This is a genomic window from Bacteroides sp. NGMCC 1.200775 (assembly GCF_040798045.1).
Classification (GTDB): Bacteria; Bacteroidota; Bacteroidia; order Bacteroidales; family Bacteroidaceae; genus Bacteroides; species Bacteroides hominis.
Genome location: NZ_JASCQK010000004.1, coordinates 227,532 through 246,039, shown reverse-complemented (window position 1 = coordinate 246,039; position 18,508 = coordinate 227,532). Strand labels below are relative to the sequence as shown.

Here is an 18,508-nt window from a genome sequence, read left to right as displayed (position 1 = left end):
ATGGTACAAATAGCATTGAGCAAATGCTACCATTTAAATTTTGCAATCTTTTCTTTTACCTTATCTAAAATAACAACACGCTCGCTCTGAAACAAACCAAATCTTAAACTTAAAACAATAACAGAAATACAAGATGTCAAAACAATAATTACTAATCTCAAGAACGAAGTATCTAATATATAAAGCATAAGCAAAGGTACAGCAGGAGAAAATATCACAACAGGTAAACATCGAACAATTACATTCTTAAAATACAACCTTAAAGAAAGGCCAATCATACTACGCAATAAATACAATCTTTCAACAAAAACGACGAGACAGACAATGAACTGTACATATAATACAGTAACGGGAGCCCCCCCTAAATACAATACGTAATAAGATATTGGAAAAATAAGCAACAAAGTCCCTCCACAAATTATTTGATATCCACGAATCTGCCCTGTAGCCTCAGCCGCTGTAACGAATGGATTCGAAACTGAATTTACAACACTAATAATCAAAACCATACGAACAAAATCACTTGAATAGAATGGTGGATTCTTTAACCACAAATTTAGAATGTAATCTGTATCAATCAGTATCGGTAAAGTCAAAAATAACATTAACATAAAAGTAATCCTTGCGCTTCGATAAATCAGCGTATACATAAGATTCAAATTTTCAGAGGCATAGTATTTAACTATTTGAGGAGCAAATGCCAATTGAAAATTGCCTGCAAATGACATAATAGCGTTTTCAACTTGAAAAGCAACTGCTCGAGCAGCATTAACAATCGGATTAAAGAAAAGATTCAAAAGAAGGTTCAAACCTTGAGTATAAGAAATAGCAGCCAAATTACCAAACAAACTCCAACCTGCAAATTTTATCATTTCCCCAAACAAAGATTTATTCCACGAAAAACGAAAAACGGCTTCTTTAAAGTGTATGCGACAATATACTCCATAAATAATTCGACTTAAGATTTGTACCCCAAACATAAGTACAGCATACAGTTTTAATTTATCAACAGACGATATCACTAAGAAGTAAACAATAAGTAATTTAAGAACAACTTCTAGAATTGAAATATATGCAAAAGCCCCCATCTTTTCGTGCGCAATTATAACTGCATTATAAGGTACACTCATGATTAGAACAATAGTTGTCGCCACAGAAAACTGAAACACCCAAAATGCTGCTTCTATTCGTTCTTTGGGAATAATCATTTCATAATATAATATCCAAAGTCCAATAGTTTCACATAATAATATTATTATTAACGATATAAATACATGAATAATTATGCTCGTACTAAATATTTTTTGAAGTTTAAAATGATTACTTTCACCTATACTGTAAGTTAAAAAACGTCTGGTAGAAGCCGACATCGCAGAATTAATAAAAGTAAATAAAACAACAACGCCTCCAACGACATTATATACTCCATAGTCCAAAACTCCCAGTACTTCAAGAACAATACGGCTAGTATATAAAGAAACAGCCATCATAACTAACATACGCAAATAAAGTAATAAGGTATTTTTAGCTATACGCTTGTTATTTTGTGAATTATCTGTCAAAGTATGCATTAATGTTTCATTTTATCTTCCGAGTATCCAAGATAATTTTGTATTAAAAACCTCTGTTATAAGAAATAATATTATCCACATGGAAACATGGCGTATTACCGAAGACAGAACCGGAGAAATATCCATAGAATTCATTCCTTGAATTAAACATAGTTGTATACATTGAGAAAATGCTAACACAAAAAATGTATTCTTACCCCAATATGAAAAGATATAAAACAAAGGCTTTAATACAGTATATTCCATATATTTAGTCAATAACATTGATAATTGAATAATAAACAAAATACCTAATATTGCGCCTATATATACTGGTATTAAAGAAGTTATAATGTTGTAGCACATATCTAAATGATAGAATTGAGCAATTAGTCCACCGATACAAAATGATATAAATAAAAAACTAAAAGTCTTCTTGACAGACTTATCTCTCCATACATTTAAAATAAAATCAGCCAATTTATTACCTAAACCCAGAAAACTTACGGCTAAGAAAACTGAAGAAATAGCCCATGGCAATAAAAAGTGCACCTCTGACAACCAATAGCTAAGATAAGCAAATACAATCAAAATTACTACAAAGAACTTTTTATTACGACTCAGTAAATGATAAAAAATATAATATAAAAGCTCAGCCAGAAATAATATAGGTACAAACCACAACGCAATGCCCCCCCATCCATGAACAAGCACTTCTAAAAACCTATCCTTAAATGTATTTACTTCATAAGATTCAGATATTCCTATGACTAGAATAGAAAACACAAAAAAAGGAACTAATAAAGTACGCAACTTGCGATATAAAAAAAAGTTCAAAGATTTATAGTTTCCTACTTTAAAAGTCATTCCAGATATAAAAAAGAAGAAAGGCATATGGAATGACCAAATCCAATTCGAAATAATCGATGGTAACCGAGTATGCCCAACTACCATTAAAACAATACAAATACCTTTTGCAACATCAATCCACTCTATCCGTTTTGAAATACGAGCCCCCATATTTACTCCATATAAAAAAATGAAGCGACGTACTTTTGAGATCTTTCCTCAAAATTATAACATGAAATATTTTTAGCTAATACATTATAATAGATAGGATTGCAAATTTTCAGTACGGCATTTTTTAAAGAATTTCTATCATCCAAATCAAATCTAATCCCATTTACATCTTCTGCCACAAGGTCTATAGAACACCCTACTTTATTGCTTACAATTACTGGTAACCCATTATTCATAGCCTCCTCAATAACCAATCCCCATGGCTCTGATTTAGAAGGCAAAACAAAAACATCATTACTCTGGTAATAATGAGATATCTTATCATTAGAGATAGCCCCTAAAAAAGAGATATTGAATGACGCCATTTTTTTCAATACCTCCTCTTGAGGACCAAAACCTATAATATTCAATTTTAAATCTGGTAAAGAATTGAACACATCAATCAGAAGTTTGAGATTTTTTTCTTCCGACAAACGACCAACATATAAAAAGTTCCGAATTTGTGTCTTATAAATAAAAGAAGGTTGATTCACATAATTAAAAACTCCAACTCCTTTTGTTTTGATTATTTTTCCCGAAAAAGACAAAAGTTTCAATAATTCAATATGTGGTTCTCCCGAAGCGTAAGCCAAGTATATTCGTTTTAAAAAAAATCTTTTTAACAGTCCTCGCAAGCCTCTAATACACGACTCATAATAAGTTGATTCCACCACCACTGCATTTTTACTCTTCGGGGAGAGAAAAGCTAAAAACCAAAGATAAAAAGAATCCCACCCCGATAGAATTAAACTGCGATATGAATAATCACGCTTTAACAACCGCCATAGATAAATCAAACGAGAGCCTTGTAACTTCGATAAAATAACATAATCAAATTTAATCCCTTGAGAAACAAAATCTTTATTTCTCCGACTATTCATTTCATAAAGAAAAATCACAAAAACACGCTTTTTTTCGCACAGTCTATTCAAGAGATTCACTTTATAAAAGGCCGGCAATGGCGTTACAAATATAACATCAATTTGTTTCATAATCCTTTGTTTATAGATTCAACTCTATTAAAAGCATTACTCCATGCCATCGGAGAAAAATAGTGCAGTAAAGCGTCTCTATGGTTTGAATATTTCTCAAACCAAGCATCATTCATCTGAGATAACTGAAGAATGCACATTTTAAGTTGTTCCTTATCAAAATTAGAGTAAACATAATTAATATCTTTCAACTCAGGATAGCTTATTGTAGAAACAACTAGCTTATTACACGCCAAGTATTCTATAATTTTTGATGGGAAATTATTTTTATTTTCAGCCAGATTAGGATCTCTAAAACTTAGACATACTGTAAATCTTTTCAAATAAGAAAGATAATCTGTGTAATTTAGATATCCCAAATAATGTATATTCGCATATTTAGAAGCATATTTCATCACCAACGATTCATCCTCCCCTCTACCAGATACGTAAAGTTCACACTCTGGCAATTCGGAAAAAACATCTAATGCCATCTTTATACCTGTCACCTTTTTTAATGCACCAGAAAAGAAAAATGCATTTTTTACAATTTCCCCATTAGTTTCTTTTATAGAGTTGATGGCATTCATTGGAACAATTCCAGGCATATAAACTATATTTTTGTTTTGTATTGTTAAACGTTCCGACAAAGCCAAAATCCCATCAACAAATCTAGACAAACATATTTCCGCAACTTTGGTTATAGAAAAAAGCCTATTAGATGGAGTATGATCTGCTAGTAAAACATAAATTTTCTTACGATAGATTACTTTCAAAAGCATAAAAGCAAGTAAGTTATGCCTTTCAAGATTATAAAACCAAATAGAATTATCATTGCGTAACAGCCTGACTATTAAAAAATTTTCCACCAAATAATTTAAGTGCCTTAGTATTGGAAAACTTCCAAATACACGAACCTGAATAAATTTGACTTTCTGAATTGAAGGTAATTCCGCCAATATATTTTTTCTCACATTCAGAGGAACTTCTGAATACACTTTACTAAAACAGTTACCCTCAATAAGATTACTACAAAAATTTGTCACACATTGAGAGCCATATAAAGAGACCAATTCTTGTGGTATATAATTGCAATATAATGAACGATTAACAAGAAGCATATTTATTTTCTAATTCAAATTTTTCCCTATGAATATAAATACTGAGAACTAAAAACATTATATATTGTGTTGATAGAGTTGCACCATTTGGAGAAACAAATGCTACAAAAAGATAATTAAATAGCAGCACTAATATCAAATAATCAAAAATGCTTTTCTTTTTATACTTACGTAATAATGAGAAGATTTTTATAACCGGAAACAACACCAGCACAATGCCAAATAAACCTACGTCAACCATTTTAGCTAGAAAGGTATTTTCATAATTACTCCCAATAAATTCGCCCTCTCTAACCCCCTTTATAGGAACACTACCAACCCCATGACCTATCAATAGGACTAATTTATTTTCCTGCATGTAATCAATGCCATTCTTCCATTGCCGTATCCTAGTATCATCAGCTTTACTAGTAGATTTGTCATCCCCAAGATACCTTTCCAAAAGATATTCATTAGAAGATAATAATGAAGTAATTACTGAACCTGATGCAATAAGTATTATAGAAAAAATTACCAATAAAATAACCCGATTCCCTTTTGCACAAATCACATAATAGACAAAACCAGCAAAAAACATTAATAATACAATCACAAATATTTGTCGGGATCCCGTAAACCAAGATCCTATTAAAGGAAGAAAAGAACATAACAAATAAAAAAATTGGCTCTTCGTTTTTGAGGAATGATATAGTAAATAAAATGATGAGAGTACGCAGAAAGAGAAATAAACCCCAAATGTGCTAACAGACTCAGCTAAGAAGCTACAACGATTCATAGCTAAATCTTCCTCTGCCAAATAAGATATATCTTCATGAGCGCTTAATACCAAAAATTTAAAAAGCAATGTTTGGCTATCAATAATAAGCCCTATTGATAAAAACAGTCCAAGCAACGAAAAAAACTTAAATATAGAATGTGGATTATATTTTGAAGAATTTAATAAATACGATGAAAACAAAACCACATGAAATCCTGCGGTATACATCCATAAAGCAAATCCAACTCTAATTAAGCCATATCCTTGAAAAAAAAAGGCGTATATACAATACGGTATACATAAAAATGTTAGTAACAATAAATCTTTTTCTATCTTTATCAACGAACGATTTTTATACCTTCCAAAAGAGCACATCAAAAGGGAAAAACCTATAAATGTCAAAATTTGCCTCCAGATCGTAAATGGAGTACCTTTAGTCAAAAAAGAAAATAAACCACCATTTATAACTAAGAAAAAAGAAATACAATAAAATAAGGTTATATAATTAGAGTATTTAGAGGCATTAAATTTCATCAACATTTATCCACAGCTATTAGCATACATAAAACAATTTAAATTTCCCCTATCTTCCCACTAAGTTCAAAACAGTATACCTATTTCTTATCATTTTAGCTAAAGGTATCATTTTCATAAAATCAATCTCGGAAAATTGGATATACTGTTTTATCATGCTATTTAAACCGATTCGAGAGAAATAACTGTTTATCATATTATACTCACTTTCAGTTCTCAGCAGTTTCTCTATCAACAAATGCGCCCACGCCACTTGAATACCATGTATAGTAGACTTGTCAGAAAAATATTCATCAATGGCGTGACTCATTAAATGCTCAGAACCACTCGTCCCACGTGTATTGCCAGAATGTATCATGGATAATCCGGAAGTTATTAACCCCCTTGCAAGATCAGCTAAAAATACATCTGTATATAAATCTTTCTCAGAATATCTTAAAATAGAAACAGCAGCTTCTTTTGCCAACATAAAAGATAATTCATCAATCTTTTCTCCTGTGGAAAGTCTAGATAACTCCCAGTCCTTTACAGCACTCAAATTTGATAAAAGATCACCTACACCTGCCAAAATCAACTGCTTGGGAGACTTCTTCACAATCGATAAATCCACTACAATTCCGATAGGAGGTTTAACTCCAAAACTTTTTTTCTTCCCATTACACGTTAAGCGTGCAACTGGAGAATAAATAGCATCGTTAGAAAGTGTTGATGGCATGGCTATGTAAGGGATATTCATATCTGTTGCCGCATACTTGACAATATCTAAAATACTACCTCCACCAAACGCAATAAAAAGTGTATCTAAATTATCACATTGTTTTTTCAATAAAGAGTATTCTTCTACCTTTCCTCCTTGGACAAGAATTAAACTATCAAATTTATTACTATCTATAAAGTGACTGTAAAGAGTATATAATTCAGGAGAAGTCACTAAAGTTTTATGAGAGAAAAACAGATGACTGGATGTGAGCATTTTATCAACTCTACCAAGTACTCTATTATCAATCTCCACAAAAACAGGTATTTCTAAATGCTTATAAAACATTATTCAACTCTTGAATAGATTTAATTATTTTAGATGTACTTATACCTTTAGTATACGGAAGATAAACTAATTCAATCTGATGCTTTTGCAAAAACTCTGGAGTCATACATATCTGATTTAAGTACCCTTCACCTGTCCAATCATCACCATGCACTATAATATCTACATTATACTTAATTACATAAAGTTTATTATCCAAATCTGGAATAATAAAAGCTTCATCTACATAGGAGCAAGCTTTAACTACTGCCAATCGATCATTCTCGTTAATAACAGGCTTTCTTTTATAATTAGCAACCATTTCATCACTATTAATAGCAACAATCAGCCTATCTCCAAGACCTTTCGCTTTTTTTAAGAGCTCAACATGTCCACGATGAAACAAGTCAAATACCCCTATTACATATACAGTTATCATATATCTAAAAAATCAAATCGTTTTTATTAAGTTTATCTATTACATGCATCAACCGATAGCAAGCTTGATCATCTTTATATAAATTAAATTTGTTTTGAGTTTCCTTTTTATAAGTTTCAGGAGTTTTTAAAAAAGACTTGAGGGACTCTAAATCAGATAAAATAGGACCAGGAAGCACCTCACTAATGTTATCAAAAGTCAAGCCTCTTGACTTTTGATATTCATCTATGTCATTCATTACAAATCCCATTGGCCTATCTAAAATATCATAATCAATCCAAACCGAAGAATAATCCGTTAGTAAGAAATCTGTTGCCCCCAGTAATGGATAAAGCTGAAAAGAAAAATCATTTTGTTTCACTATCATAATATTAGTAAACAATGGGAAATCAACCGTTTGCAATATATCCATTGGATGCAACTTTACAATCAACAAAATTTTAATTTCCGATAAAAAAATATTCAGATCTTGCAAGTCTGCTATATTCAAAAAAGAAATAGTATCGTTCGTTGAAATACCATCAGTTCTTGTTTCTCCAATAATCGAAGTACGGAAAGTTGGTAACCAAATGCCAACAGAACAATAGTCGGTCCTTTGGATATTTCTTTTAGAAAAGAAGTCTGTCTTTTGAAAAAGTAAATCATTGCGCGGTTGTCCAACAAGTAACACTCTACTCAGATCCAGGTTATTAAAACTTTTAGACATCAATTCCCTAAAAATTTCTGATGTAGCAATTAAATAATGAGCTTTAGTCTTATTAACTCCATGTTTGGCAGGATCCATTGAACCTATCCGCTTTAATGGCATGCCATGCCACAAATTTATCAACTTATCTCTTTGACTGATATCCCAGAAACTATATAATCCATGAGTACAAAAAACAAACTTAGCCCTAAAAAAATACCAAAAAGCTAATAATGAAAATCTAAATACAACTTTTGTATTCGAATTTTTCGACAAAATATCCTTTTTACATGCTTTATAACCTGTCTTATCAGAAAGTACCCATACTTTCAAATAATGATCATATTGCTTTGATCCAGAAATATATTGAAATAGAGCATAAGCATTATCGGTATAATCCGGAAAACTAGAAAACAACATAACAGAATCTCTCTTTATTATCCTAGAGAATAAAATTCCTGTTGAAGCTATAAAAGAAGAAAAAGACAATTTCATTAAAGTATTATTAATCATTCACATACCGTATTTTTTATGGAGGAGCGAATAAGTACCATAAGGATAAATAATAAACAGAACTAAAGATAATTTATATTTTAAGGATATAGAAGTAGAAAACAATACATATGATAGTCTACTTTTAATATAGAAAATTATTTCGCGTCTATAGGTATTATCTGGAATATCAGTTCTCACATAAGCCATGAAGCATTGAAATATCATAAATGAATAAACATTTGCTATATCTGTTTCTTGAATAGACGGAGAAGCATTCTTTAAAATCCAAGGTATTTTCATACAAGACATAACTTTCTGACTAATTCCAGAGTGATTAGCACTTCCTTGCCTCTGCCTATAATGATAAAAACATTGGTTTGTCCTCAGCACTACTTCAGAGTCTGCGACCACTTGATATTGAAATAAAAAATCCTCCCAATGATGTACTTCTTTAGAAAAACATTTTCCAATAAATAAAGATGTCCTATATAATCCTAAACACATAGAAGCCGGAAACGAAAATGCAAGAAGTAAATCGATAGCTTGCTTCTTACTATATTTATCTATCTTCAACTGTCTTTGAACATCTTCAAAATAATGAGAAGAGATACAAATATCAGCTTGATTAGATAATAATAAATTCAAGAAGCATTCAATCATATTGCTATCTATCCAATCATCCGAATCGACAAAACAAATAAATTCTCCGCTCGCTACGCTGATCCCTGTATTCCTGGACTCACTTACACCACTATTCTTCTTATGGATAACATGTATCCTGTCATCTGCCAAAGCATATTGATCACATATATATCCAGACTTATCAATACTCCCATCATCAACCAGTATCAGTTCTATATTAGGATAAGTCTGATTCAATATACTATCAATGCACTCTTCTAGATACTCTTCAACATTATAAACAGGAACTACTACAGAAACCTTATTCATAAAACACTAGCATTCATTGACTTGTATTTAAATCCTTTATTTTCAAGTCGTGATAAAAACAATGGTAATAGCTGTAGTGTATTTAAACTATGTTCTTCAGAAAAATGAAACAACACAATGTCTCCACCACTTATCTGTTTCGTGATCTTATCAATATGTGTTTGTACATCCTCTAACTTTACATAATCTTGCATGTCAACAGACCATTTTATTATATCATAATGTTTTTTCAAGAGAAACAGCTCCATAATTTTCAAAGATCCGAAAGGCGGCCTAAACAACTTCGCATGCAATATATCATTACACTTAGACACATCCTTCACATAATCTTGACTCCTGACATCAACACCCTTTAAATGAGAATAAGTATGATTACCAATTGCATGTCCTCTTTCCTTTATTTTCCTATACAACAAAGGATATTCATGCACCTTTTCTCCAATACAGAAAAATGTAGCTTTTGCATCATACTTATCCAGTATATCCAAAATAAATTCCGTGATTAGAGGATCAGGTCCATCATCAAAAGTTAAATAAATATCTGCCTCTGATGTTTTTACCTTTTCTATTACCGAAAATTTAAGAATGATTGACTTAATCCTAAATTTAACTCTTTCCAACAAAAAAGATATCATTTTGATAAGCTTTGTAACAAATCCCCCTTAGATTTTTTTCTATTAACATCAAGAATCTGATTAACTTTTTCCCAATTAATTTTTTTATTTATTTTTTGTTCATCTAATTCAGTTACCGAACTAATTAAACGATCTTCTAAATCGAACATCCTCAATAAAGAATGAAACCGAGTAAGCCCTCTTCCTTTATTAGCATAAGCGACAAAAGGCTTATTGAACATAATAGAAAAGACACATGCGTGAAAGGAATCTGTAATTACATATTTTGCATCAGAAAAACCTTTCAACCACTCTTCAACGGGAGAAGCTATTCGCTCTATCGCTGATAAACTTATATCATTTGTGTTAGGATTATTATTATAAAATATATCATATCCAAGAACTGTTTGGAGTTTTATCACAGCATCTTGTTTGTCAATAGTCTTATCCAAAATATAGACCATCAACCCCTTTTCAGATAGATCATTTTTTGCAATATCTCCCATTAATGCAACATATTTATTAACATCTAATAACATCGTCGGGTCTAATACATGGGTAGAATTTACATCAAAATATTTCCGGCATAACATAACCCCAGAATCTTCACGAACACCAACAAACGAAAATAACTTCAATAAACGTTGACAATTAAGAGTTTGTTTTTTAGAAAACATCCACCTATCAACACCAAATGAAGCAGCATACGCAATCCTTCTCACATTCCAATCTTTAGCAAACTCCAAAAATGCGTCCTCCACATGAAAAAAATAATCCGGACGCCATATTTGATCACTACCTACAACCCATATATCCACAGATTCCTTTTTTATTGATCTAAAATTCTCAATATTCACAATAGGATAGATATATTTATCGACAAATAATTTTGTATGAGATTGAATAAGAGAATTTATCTTTTTAATATCTTTTTCCGCAAAGACAGATAAATTCTTCTGTCTCCAAATGTATTTCATAAAGAATCTCTTCATATAAATTAATGGCCAAACAAATGGTGAAATTTCACGTACATAAATCTTATTATACAATGTAACATCATACCCATTTTCTTTCAAAAAGCTCATTAATGCATATGCTTGTAATATTCCACCATAATTTGCATCTAGTGGCAATGTTATTATACCTATTTTCTTCAAAATTTATACATTTACAAAAAGTAACTAAAAACGAACCAATAAATCATATATAGCACTATTACACCTAAAATATAAACATATAATTTAGTAATAGATTATTATTCTATATCCGTATTCGGATATGGATTTTCCTCCAAACTCTTTAAATGCTCCACCATCTCAAACTCTTCCCTCGTCAATTCCCGATCCTTCCAACCGTCTATTATTGCGTGTGCCTCCGCTGCCAACTCTTCATCAAAGACCTCGGCGTAACAGGCTACCAACAAACGGCATTTCAACAGCGAGACGGGAAGTGTATCCAAGATATCCCAACTACGATTGAGAACCGACTGGATTTTATCTTCCTTATCACCGTGATTATAAATGGTAGCATTATAGCCGGTCAACAAAGCGATACAAAGAGAAGCTTCCTCTTCAAGAGTACGTCCGTGTGAACCGAAAAGATGCTCACAACGATGATACACATCCGTATTTAACTGACGGAAACGGTCGGAGTAGATGGGTTCGCCATCCAGACCTAAATGGAGAAGTTCGTGCGAAACAGCGCACAAAGAATCGATTTCTGATTGCAAAGACAACATGGTGATTTATTTACGTATTGGAATATGCACCACAGAGGGCACAGAGTTCACTGAGTTTTTAATTCTTTATTAGCTCGATTAAAGAAGGATGAATGAAAGCAGTAGCAACCGCCATAACCCCCTGGATGGAAACCACCACGCGGCGGTCACCTTTGATACGGACAAACTCACCCTCGACACCCTCAAAGATGCCACCGGTGACACGGACACGGTCTCCCTTCTTCATGGAAACGGCGGAAGGGTCCAGATAAACAACCTGTTCATCGTAATTACCGGCAACAGCAATAAAACTACGCATCTGGACTTCAGGAATGGTAATGGGCTGACGGGTCTCACGGTCCATGATATAACGAATAGGAAGAGAAGCGCCGACAGTGGATTTCATTTCGTCAACTTCACTGCGGGTGGCATAAACAAAAACCAGGTTGTGAACAACAGGAACCAGTTTGCGGATCTTACGCTCACCACGGAATACGTATTCGTAGCGCATGGGAAGAAAATTCTTCACTCCACGGGAGTCCAGGTATTCCTTAAAGGCAAGCTCACGGCTATAGGTGATACGAAGGGCGTACCAGGATTTATCAATGCTGTTGTTCACGAAAGGATATGATTGGGGGACACCGGGGTAGTGAAATACCTTCCGGTCAAGTTTGCTAATTCTATTATTTGCCTTGCAGCGTATATCATTTCATCAGGTACTCCCCTATCGCAGGAGAGACGGTTTGAAAAGGAATTCAGAGCAAAAAAGACCATCTTCATAAAGAAGCAGGGAATTTTTGATCTTAGATTTTGTAAACAAGCGTATTATGAAGCAGAAATGTTTCAATAGACGTTCGTCTTTTGAAACACCTTTTTTGTAAATAAATCAAAAGTATCAGACAAACAAAATCAGACAGATAATAAATAGTTTTTTATTAATTCATAAACAACTATATATTAGTGCATTAATGTAATAAGTGAAAGAGGAATATTATTTTTTTTATTAAACATTTTGTAGTTCTAAAAATACCCTCTATCTTTGCGTTCAATTAAACGAACGTCTATTGAAACACTCACATTTCCATCCCATATCAAACTATATATCAAATATTTAGCCCACGAAAGAACGTTCATTTTTTCTTTAATTTCACATTTACTTGTCCGCTGAGAGATTCCTTTCTACCTTTGCAACACATTAACACAAATTAGTTTTTAATAAAATAAAAATCACAATGAAGAAACAAAAAGTAGTATTTCAAGCCGTAGACAAAAGTGTAAAAAAACGCTATTAGCAAAACGCAATCAACTATTACAGAAATAGTTAAAGAAACAAGAGGCAGAAAGAAAGGAATACCGATACGTGGAATAATTTCGCATAAAGAAGAACTTATCAAAGCGTTGATAGAATCCTACATAGAGGATGCGAATATACAAAATATCAATACATGTCAGGCTTCACTCGCACGCTACATCAATGAAAAAAGACTAATCGGAAATATTAAAAACGGAGTATTTAAACCATTATCCATCAGTTCAATATTAGTCTATATCAGCAGCATTTGGGAAGAAATGGAAAAAGACAAACCGCACAAAGCCATCATCCGCAAAAATACGCACAATGAATTATCATAATCCGTCTTACATGAAACGCCCCCTATCTTCGTGGCGATAACATTTTATCAACTTAAAAAATATACGTATGAAACGAAAAAAAAGACCGGCATCACAGAGTGAAGCCATGAAACTGAGATGGAAGAAACGGATTGTCTTTGAGAAAGGATATACCGAACAATGTGCCGAATGGATGGCAGAGCGTCTGGAAGCATTAACAGACCACCTGCAATACGGGCACGCAGTTATTGCTTATCAGAAGCAGAACGGAGACTTCAGGCTGGTGAAGGCGACACTGATCTATTACGAAGCGGAATTCCACAAGAAGTATGATCCCACAAAAATAGAAGGCGCCGTAGTCTACTGGAATGTGGACGAACAGCGGTGGACAACGTTCCAGGTGGAGAACTTCATGGAATGGAGGCCGATGGCATAGGGTGGGCACCACAGAATTACACGGATTTTCACAGATGAATTATTTCTATTTTGAGGAATCAAGTGAAAACGTCTTTGGGAATCCGGGGTAATTTGTGATGAATGTTTTATTGAAAGTACAAACGATTAATTTGAAAATACAATGGCAATAGCATACGACGGGATCAACTATTTCCCGATGGGCGTAAACTTCATGGAAGAGAACGCAATGGAAGTGATAGAGGCAAAATACGGAATCAAAGGCCCCGCAATCGTACTGAAGCTCCTTTGCAAAATATACAAGGAGGGATACTTCATACGGTGGGATGAGGAGCAGTGCCTGATCTTTGCCAACAAGGCAGGAAGGGAAGTGCAGGCCGAGGAGGTGCAGGGAATTATCGAAATTCTCTTTATCAAAGGGATACTGGACAGAAACAGTTATCTGGAAAACGGAATACTGACTTCAGAAAACATACAAAAGGTATGGCTGGAGGCAACGAAGCGAAGGAAGAGAGAACTGTCGGAACTCCCCTACCTGATAGTAAAAACGGAAAAGGAAAACGGAAAACCCGATACTCCTTCTATAACACAGGAAATTCAGCAACCGGAGCTGTTCAAAGGGGAAAAAACACCTGTTAACCCGAAAAATGTAGTACATCATGTAGCCGTTGACGCAAAAAATGCATGCAATTCCGGACAAAGTAAAGTAAAGGAAAGTAAAGCAAAGGAAAATAAAGAATTACCCCCCTCAGCTCCCCCCGAGGGGAAGGAGGAAGAAAGGAAGGAGGATTCCGCTTCTCTTCCGATACCGGGATACGCCTTCAATACGATGACACACAATTATCCGGGACTGATGGACACGCTGAAGAGATTGAGCATTACCGACACCGGGGAAGTAAACTCCATACTCAGGCTGTCGGACTATGGAAGGAAGGGAACGACGGTGTGGCGGCTGATTGCCAACACTTGCTGGAGTGACATAGGGGCAAAAGGAAGGTATCTGATAGCGGCGCTAAACAAGGCGAAAAGAAGATAGCAGGAAGTGTTAGTCTCCGATTTGTAGTTGACAAAAAAGCAAGTATCCAGACTTTTGGTCTGAAAGGGATTCAGTGAAACAAAGAAGCAAAGAGCGTACTTAAAAAACTAAAACACAGCGCTTTTAATGTACAAGATTCCTGTCGGTAAAAGCTTTGTTTTAACACAGAATTAAAGTTTATTCTTTGGATGCAAATAACAAGTGTTTTACGTGCAAAAGACTTGTTATTTGCATCTAAGAATAAAATGGCCGGAAGAGGGCGTTAACAATGTTAATGAAGAGCACTGATACACCCAACCGGAAAATGAGGAAATTAAGATTAAAAGTCAGTGCTCCGACCTTTTTAAAGCAATGTACAAGGATCTTTCTGCTTAACAAAGCATTGTGACAGCAGTACGGCAAACGGAGTATCGTATACTCTTGCTTTCTGAGGACACCCCTTTACACAGGCACAGCATTTAATGCAGCGTTCGGCATCCGTATTCAACTCGTCACCTTTTATAATGGCACTCACGGGACACATCTTCGCACATGCACCACAATGAGTACACAAGGATTCGTCTTCTACCCAAGGAGTACGGGGAAGTGGGACACCACTCTTACGCAAAGCAATCACCTTTCGCAAAAAACGGAACAGCGGAAAGAAAGGCTGGCGCGGACGCCGGATTTTACGGACATCCACTGCATACAGCTTCTCCGGCTCGGCAGCAGATGCTATTTTATCCGAGATCTGCTTTCCAAAATCAGCTGCCAAAGTAAGATCACGTTCATCAGGACGTCCGGCAGCTACGGGATATTTCTCTGTACTATATGAATGTTCTCCAATGAAGGTTGCACCGGCAATCACCTTAAATCCCTGTTGAATAGCCCAATAATCAAGTTCCATCAACGATTTTTCATAAGCGCGATTACCATATACCACCACGATAACTGCCGGAGTATTATTCCCGCGTACACTTGCCAGACGATCCATGGCCAAAGGAGCCACACGCCCTCCATATACAGGTACGACAATAATGGCTAACGCAGATTCGGTAATTACTAAATCTTGAGCTGCCTGTTGTGTTAAATTCGTGTTTATCACATTTGTTATTCCAGTTCCACGAACAATTGCCTCTCCAACTTGTTTTGAGGTGTGGGTAGGCGAGAAATAAATCAGATGGACTTCGTTTGCTGTCATAATAGTTATGTTTTGTGCAACAAAGGTACACTTTTATGAAGAAAAAAAGAGTAAACGATCATAAAAACCAAATTTATTTATTATCTTTGCGGCGTTGAAACATTCCGATAATCCTCCAACGGGAGACGAAACTCGGATTTCCGATTCAACAAAACATCCCAAATTCATCATATAAAAACTGTTGCGTTTGTTAAGCTTCCGGCCATTGCGTCGTAGCTTCGGCCGTACGTATTTCAACAAATAAAATTAAAATATTAAATAACTCACATATACTGTATGTATAATATTATCCAATTGAACGACAAAAATTTGTCGGAACTACAAACTATTGCCCAGGAACTGGGTATCAAAAAAACAGACTCGCTTAAGAAAGAAGAACTTGTCTACAAAATCCTTGATGAACAAGCTATAGCCGGAGCTACTAAAAAAGTAGCAGCTGACAAACTTAAAGAGGAACGTAAAGAAGACAAGAAAAAACGCTCTCGAGTGACAGTAAAGAAGGAAAACGCCGACAAGGTTTTCTCTTCTACCAAAAATGGCGAACTGACCAAGACAGATGCCAACGCACCTGCAACCAAAGCACAAGCTAAGACAACAGAACCGACTAAGGAAGCAACTAAAGAGATGAGTACTGAAACGAGCGCCACTCCGGCAGAATCGACAAAGGTAACTCCTTATGCCACTCCGAAAAAGAAACCGGGACGTCCCCGCAAAAACGCAGTGGAAGCAGAAACCAAACCTGCAGAGGTTACAGCAGACAAACCTGTAACAGCCCCAGCGGTACAGGAAGAAAAGCCGGCTGCTCAACCGGAAACGGAAAAACGCCCTATCAGCAAACCGATCCTCAAACCGAAACCAACCGTTGTAGACGAAGAAAGCTCAATCCTCTCGGATATGGATGCAGATGATGATTTTATCCCCATCGAAGATCTGCCTTCAGAAAAAGTAGAACTGCCTACTGAATTATTCGGCAAATTCGAATCAACAAAAACAGAACCGGTAACCACCACTCCCGAACCGGCTGCACAACCTCAACGTCCCCGTGTCATTCGCCCACGCGACAACAACAATTACAGCAATAATAATAACAATCAGCGCAACAACAACCAACGTCCTCCTGTACAACAACGTCCCATGCCGCAACAAAATGCAACTGAGCCCGCTCCTGTTCAGGAACGCCGTGTGATTGAACGCGAAAAACCATACGAATTCGATGATATCCTCACCGGAACCGGTGTATTGGAAATCATGCAGGATGGCTACGGATTCCTCCGTTCATCAGATTACAACTACCTCTCTTCACCGGACGATATCTATGTATCTCAATCACAAATCAAACTATTCGGACTGAAAACCGGTGATGTAGTAGAAGGTGTAATCCGTCCGCCCAAAGAGGGTGAGAAATACTTCCCATTGGTGAAGGTTTCTAAAATCAACGGACGTGACGCTGCTTTCGTGCGTGACCGTGTGCCGTTCGACCACCTTACTCCACTTTTCCCGGACGAAAAGTTCAAGCTTTGCAAAGGCGGCTATTCCGACTCCATGTCGGCACGTGTGGTAGACCTCTTCTCGCCCATTGGTAAAGGACAGCGTGCACTGATCGTAGCCCAGCCTAAGACGGGTAAGACCATCCTGATGAAAGAAATTGCCAATGCCATTGCTGCCAATCATCCGGAAGTATATATGATTATGCTGCTGATTGACGAGCGCCCGGAAGAAGTTACCGACATGGCCCGCAGCGTCAATGCCGAAGTGATTGCTTCTACATTCGACGAACCTGCCGAACGCCACGTAAAAATAGCCGGTATCGTTCTTGAGAAGGCCAAAAGACTGGTAGAGTGCGGACACGACGTAGTTATCTTCCTCGACTCGATTACACGTCTGGCACGTGCATACAACACTGTATCTCCGGCATCGGGCAAGGTACTTTCGGGTGGTGTGGATGCAAACGCACTTCACAAACCAAAACGTTTCTTCGGAGCAGCCCGTAACATCGAAAACGGAGGTTCGCTCACAATCATCGCTACCGCCCTGATCGACACCGGTTCTAAGATGGACGAAGTGATCTTCGAAGAGTTCAAGGGTACAGGTAACATGGAGTTGCAGCTCGACCGCAACCTGAGCAACAAGCGTATCTTCCCGGCTGTCAACATTGTGGCATCGAGCACACGCCGCGACGATCTGCTGCTCGACAAACAGACACTGGACCGCATGTGGATCCTGCGCAAGTACCTGTCGGATATGAACCCGATCGAAGCAATGGACTTTGTAAAAGACCGACTGGAAAAAACCAAAGACAACGACGAGTTCCTGATGAGCATGAACAGTTAAAAAAGTCCTTTTGTGAACA

General features: G+C 35.8%; 17 protein-coding genes. 3 read left to right on the top strand and 14 right to left on the bottom strand.

The window, feature by feature from the left end; translation table 11 throughout:
* Window positions 1-26: 26 nt before the first annotated feature.
* The 13 genes from QK890_RS12745 to updY all read right to left on the bottom strand — a co-directional run bounded on the left by QK890_RS12745 (window position 27) and on the right by updY (window position 12,536).
* A complete protein-coding gene (locus QK890_RS12745) occupies window positions 27-1,571 on the bottom strand; it encodes a lipopolysaccharide biosynthesis protein (protein WP_250726127.1) in 1,545 nt (514 codons plus the stop codon).
* A 12-nt stretch (window positions 1,572-1,583) separates the two neighbouring features.
* The gene (locus tag QK890_RS12740; protein ID WP_250726125.1) at window positions 1,584-2,570 is read right to left on the bottom strand and encodes an acyltransferase family protein; all 987 of its coding nucleotides are present in this window, start codon (window positions 2,568-2,570) and stop codon (window positions 1,584-1,586) included.
* A 2-nt stretch (window positions 2,571-2,572) separates the two neighbouring features.
* Entirely contained in the window at window positions 2,573-3,601 is a 1,029-nt protein-coding gene (locus QK890_RS12735) for a glycosyltransferase (protein ID WP_137569163.1), read from the bottom strand.
* Entirely contained in the window at window positions 3,598-4,701 is a 1,104-nt protein-coding gene (locus QK890_RS12730; protein WP_367627371.1) for a glycosyltransferase, read from the bottom strand. The genes QK890_RS12735 and QK890_RS12730 overlap by 4 nt, the downstream gene beginning before the upstream one ends.
* The gene (locus QK890_RS12725) at window positions 4,688-5,998 is read right to left on the bottom strand and encodes an O-antigen ligase (protein ID WP_005781554.1); all 1,311 of its coding nucleotides are present in this window, start codon (window positions 5,996-5,998) and stop codon (window positions 4,688-4,690) included. Before QK890_RS12725 ends, QK890_RS12730 begins: the two co-directional genes overlap by 14 nt.
* Window positions 5,999-6,041: 43 nt before the next feature.
* Entirely contained in the window at window positions 6,042-7,037 is a 996-nt protein-coding gene (locus QK890_RS12720; protein WP_005781556.1) for an iron-containing alcohol dehydrogenase, read from the bottom strand.
* On the bottom strand, window positions 7,027-7,455 hold the full coding sequence (locus tag QK890_RS12715; protein WP_005781557.1) for an adenylyltransferase/cytidyltransferase family protein: 429 nt from the start codon (window positions 7,453-7,455) through the stop codon (window positions 7,027-7,029). Before QK890_RS12715 ends, QK890_RS12720 begins: the two co-directional genes overlap by 11 nt.
* A gap of 4 nt (window positions 7,456-7,459) precedes the next feature.
* Complete coding sequence (locus tag QK890_RS12710) at window positions 7,460-8,653, bottom strand: CDP-glycerol glycerophosphotransferase family protein (protein WP_032535914.1); 1,194 nt, start codon at window positions 8,651-8,653, stop codon at window positions 7,460-7,462.
* Window positions 8,654-9,586 (bottom strand): glycosyltransferase, encoded by a 933-nt coding sequence (locus QK890_RS12705; protein ID WP_032535916.1) that lies wholly within the window; start codon window positions 9,584-9,586, stop codon window positions 8,654-8,656.
* A complete protein-coding gene (locus QK890_RS12700) occupies window positions 9,583-10,221 on the bottom strand; it encodes a polysaccharide deacetylase family protein (RefSeq protein WP_050503178.1) in 639 nt (212 codons plus the stop codon). Before QK890_RS12700 ends, QK890_RS12705 begins: the two co-directional genes overlap by 4 nt.
* Entirely contained in the window at window positions 10,218-11,357 is a 1,140-nt protein-coding gene (locus QK890_RS12695) for a polysaccharide pyruvyl transferase family protein (RefSeq protein ID WP_005821085.1), read from the bottom strand. Before QK890_RS12695 ends, QK890_RS12700 begins: the two co-directional genes overlap by 4 nt.
* A gap of 98 nt (window positions 11,358-11,455) precedes the next feature.
* Window positions 11,456-11,938, bottom strand: a complete 483-nt coding sequence (locus QK890_RS12690) for a UpxZ family transcription anti-terminator antagonist (RefSeq protein WP_033572604.1) — start codon at window positions 11,936-11,938, stop codon at window positions 11,456-11,458.
* Between the two features lie 58 nt (window positions 11,939-11,996).
* On the bottom strand, window positions 11,997-12,536 hold the full coding sequence (updY, locus tag QK890_RS12685) for a capsular polysaccharide transcription antiterminator UpdY (RefSeq protein ID WP_005808609.1): 540 nt from the start codon (window positions 12,534-12,536) through the stop codon (window positions 11,997-11,999).
* A gap of 1,080 nt (window positions 12,537-13,616) precedes the next feature.
* Between updY and QK890_RS12680 the strand changes: the two genes are divergently transcribed.
* Both QK890_RS12680 and QK890_RS12675 read left to right on the top strand, forming a co-directional pair.
* On the top strand, window positions 13,617-13,964 hold the full coding sequence (locus tag QK890_RS12680; protein WP_005780395.1) for an SH3 beta-barrel fold-containing protein: 348 nt from the start codon (window positions 13,617-13,619) through the stop codon (window positions 13,962-13,964).
* A 141-nt stretch (window positions 13,965-14,105) separates the two neighbouring features.
* On the top strand, window positions 14,106-14,978 hold the full coding sequence (locus tag QK890_RS12675; RefSeq protein WP_032541719.1) for a DUF4373 domain-containing protein: 873 nt from the start codon (window positions 14,106-14,108) through the stop codon (window positions 14,976-14,978).
* Window positions 14,979-15,321: 343 nt separating this feature from the next.
* Here the strand turns inward: QK890_RS12675 and QK890_RS12670 are convergent, their stop codons facing one another.
* A complete protein-coding gene (locus QK890_RS12670) occupies window positions 15,322-16,158 on the bottom strand; it encodes a 4Fe-4S binding protein (RefSeq protein WP_005807526.1) in 837 nt (278 codons plus the stop codon).
* Window positions 16,159-16,434: 276 nt separating this feature from the next.
* Here QK890_RS12670 and rho point away from each other — a divergent pair, with 276 nt between their 5' ends.
* Complete coding sequence (rho, locus tag QK890_RS12665; protein WP_005780404.1) at window positions 16,435-18,489, top strand: transcription termination factor Rho; 2,055 nt, start codon at window positions 16,435-16,437, stop codon at window positions 18,487-18,489.
* The last annotated feature ends 19 nt before the right edge of the window (window positions 18,490-18,508 follow it).

Coding starts and splice junctions, on each gene's coding strand:
- QK890_RS12745 (WP_250726127.1), bottom strand. CDS start 1,571: ATGCATACTTTGACAGATAATTCACAAAATAACAAGCGTATAGCTAAA.
- QK890_RS12740 (WP_250726125.1), bottom strand. CDS start 2,570: ATGGGGGCTCGTATTTCAAAACGGATAGAGTGGATTGATGTTGCAAAA.
- QK890_RS12735 (WP_137569163.1), bottom strand. CDS start 3,601: ATGAAACAAATTGATGTTATATTTGTAACGCCATTGCCGGCCTTTTAT.
- QK890_RS12730 (WP_367627371.1), bottom strand. CDS start 4,701: ATGCTTCTTGTTAATCGTTCATTATATTGCAATTATATACCACAAGAA.
- QK890_RS12725 (WP_005781554.1), bottom strand. CDS start 5,998: ATGTTGATGAAATTTAATGCCTCTAAATACTCTAATTATATAACCTTA.
- QK890_RS12720 (WP_005781556.1), bottom strand. CDS start 7,037: ATGTTTTATAAGCATTTAGAAATACCTGTTTTTGTGGAGATTGATAAT.
- QK890_RS12715 (WP_005781557.1), bottom strand. CDS start 7,455: ATGATAACTGTATATGTAATAGGGGTATTTGACTTGTTTCATCGTGGA.
- QK890_RS12710 (WP_032535914.1), bottom strand. CDS start 8,653: ATGATTAATAATACTTTAATGAAATTGTCTTTTTCTTCTTTTATAGCT.
- QK890_RS12705 (WP_032535916.1), bottom strand. CDS start 9,586: ATGAATAAGGTTTCTGTAGTAGTTCCTGTTTATAATGTTGAAGAGTAT.
- QK890_RS12700 (WP_050503178.1), bottom strand. CDS start 10,221: ATGATATCTTTTTTGTTGGAAAGAGTTAAATTTAGGATTAAGTCAATC.
- QK890_RS12690 (WP_033572604.1), bottom strand. CDS start 11,938: ATGTTGTCTTTGCAATCAGAAATCGATTCTTTGTGCGCTGTTTCGCAC.
- QK890_RS12680 (WP_005780395.1), top strand. CDS start 13,617: ATGAAACGAAAAAAAAGACCGGCATCACAGAGTGAAGCCATGAAACTG.
- QK890_RS12675 (WP_032541719.1), top strand. CDS start 14,106: ATGGCAATAGCATACGACGGGATCAACTATTTCCCGATGGGCGTAAAC.
- QK890_RS12670 (WP_005807526.1), bottom strand. CDS start 16,158: ATGACAGCAAACGAAGTCCATCTGATTTATTTCTCGCCTACCCACACC.
- rho (WP_005780404.1), top strand. CDS start 16,435: ATGTATAATATTATCCAATTGAACGACAAAAATTTGTCGGAACTACAA.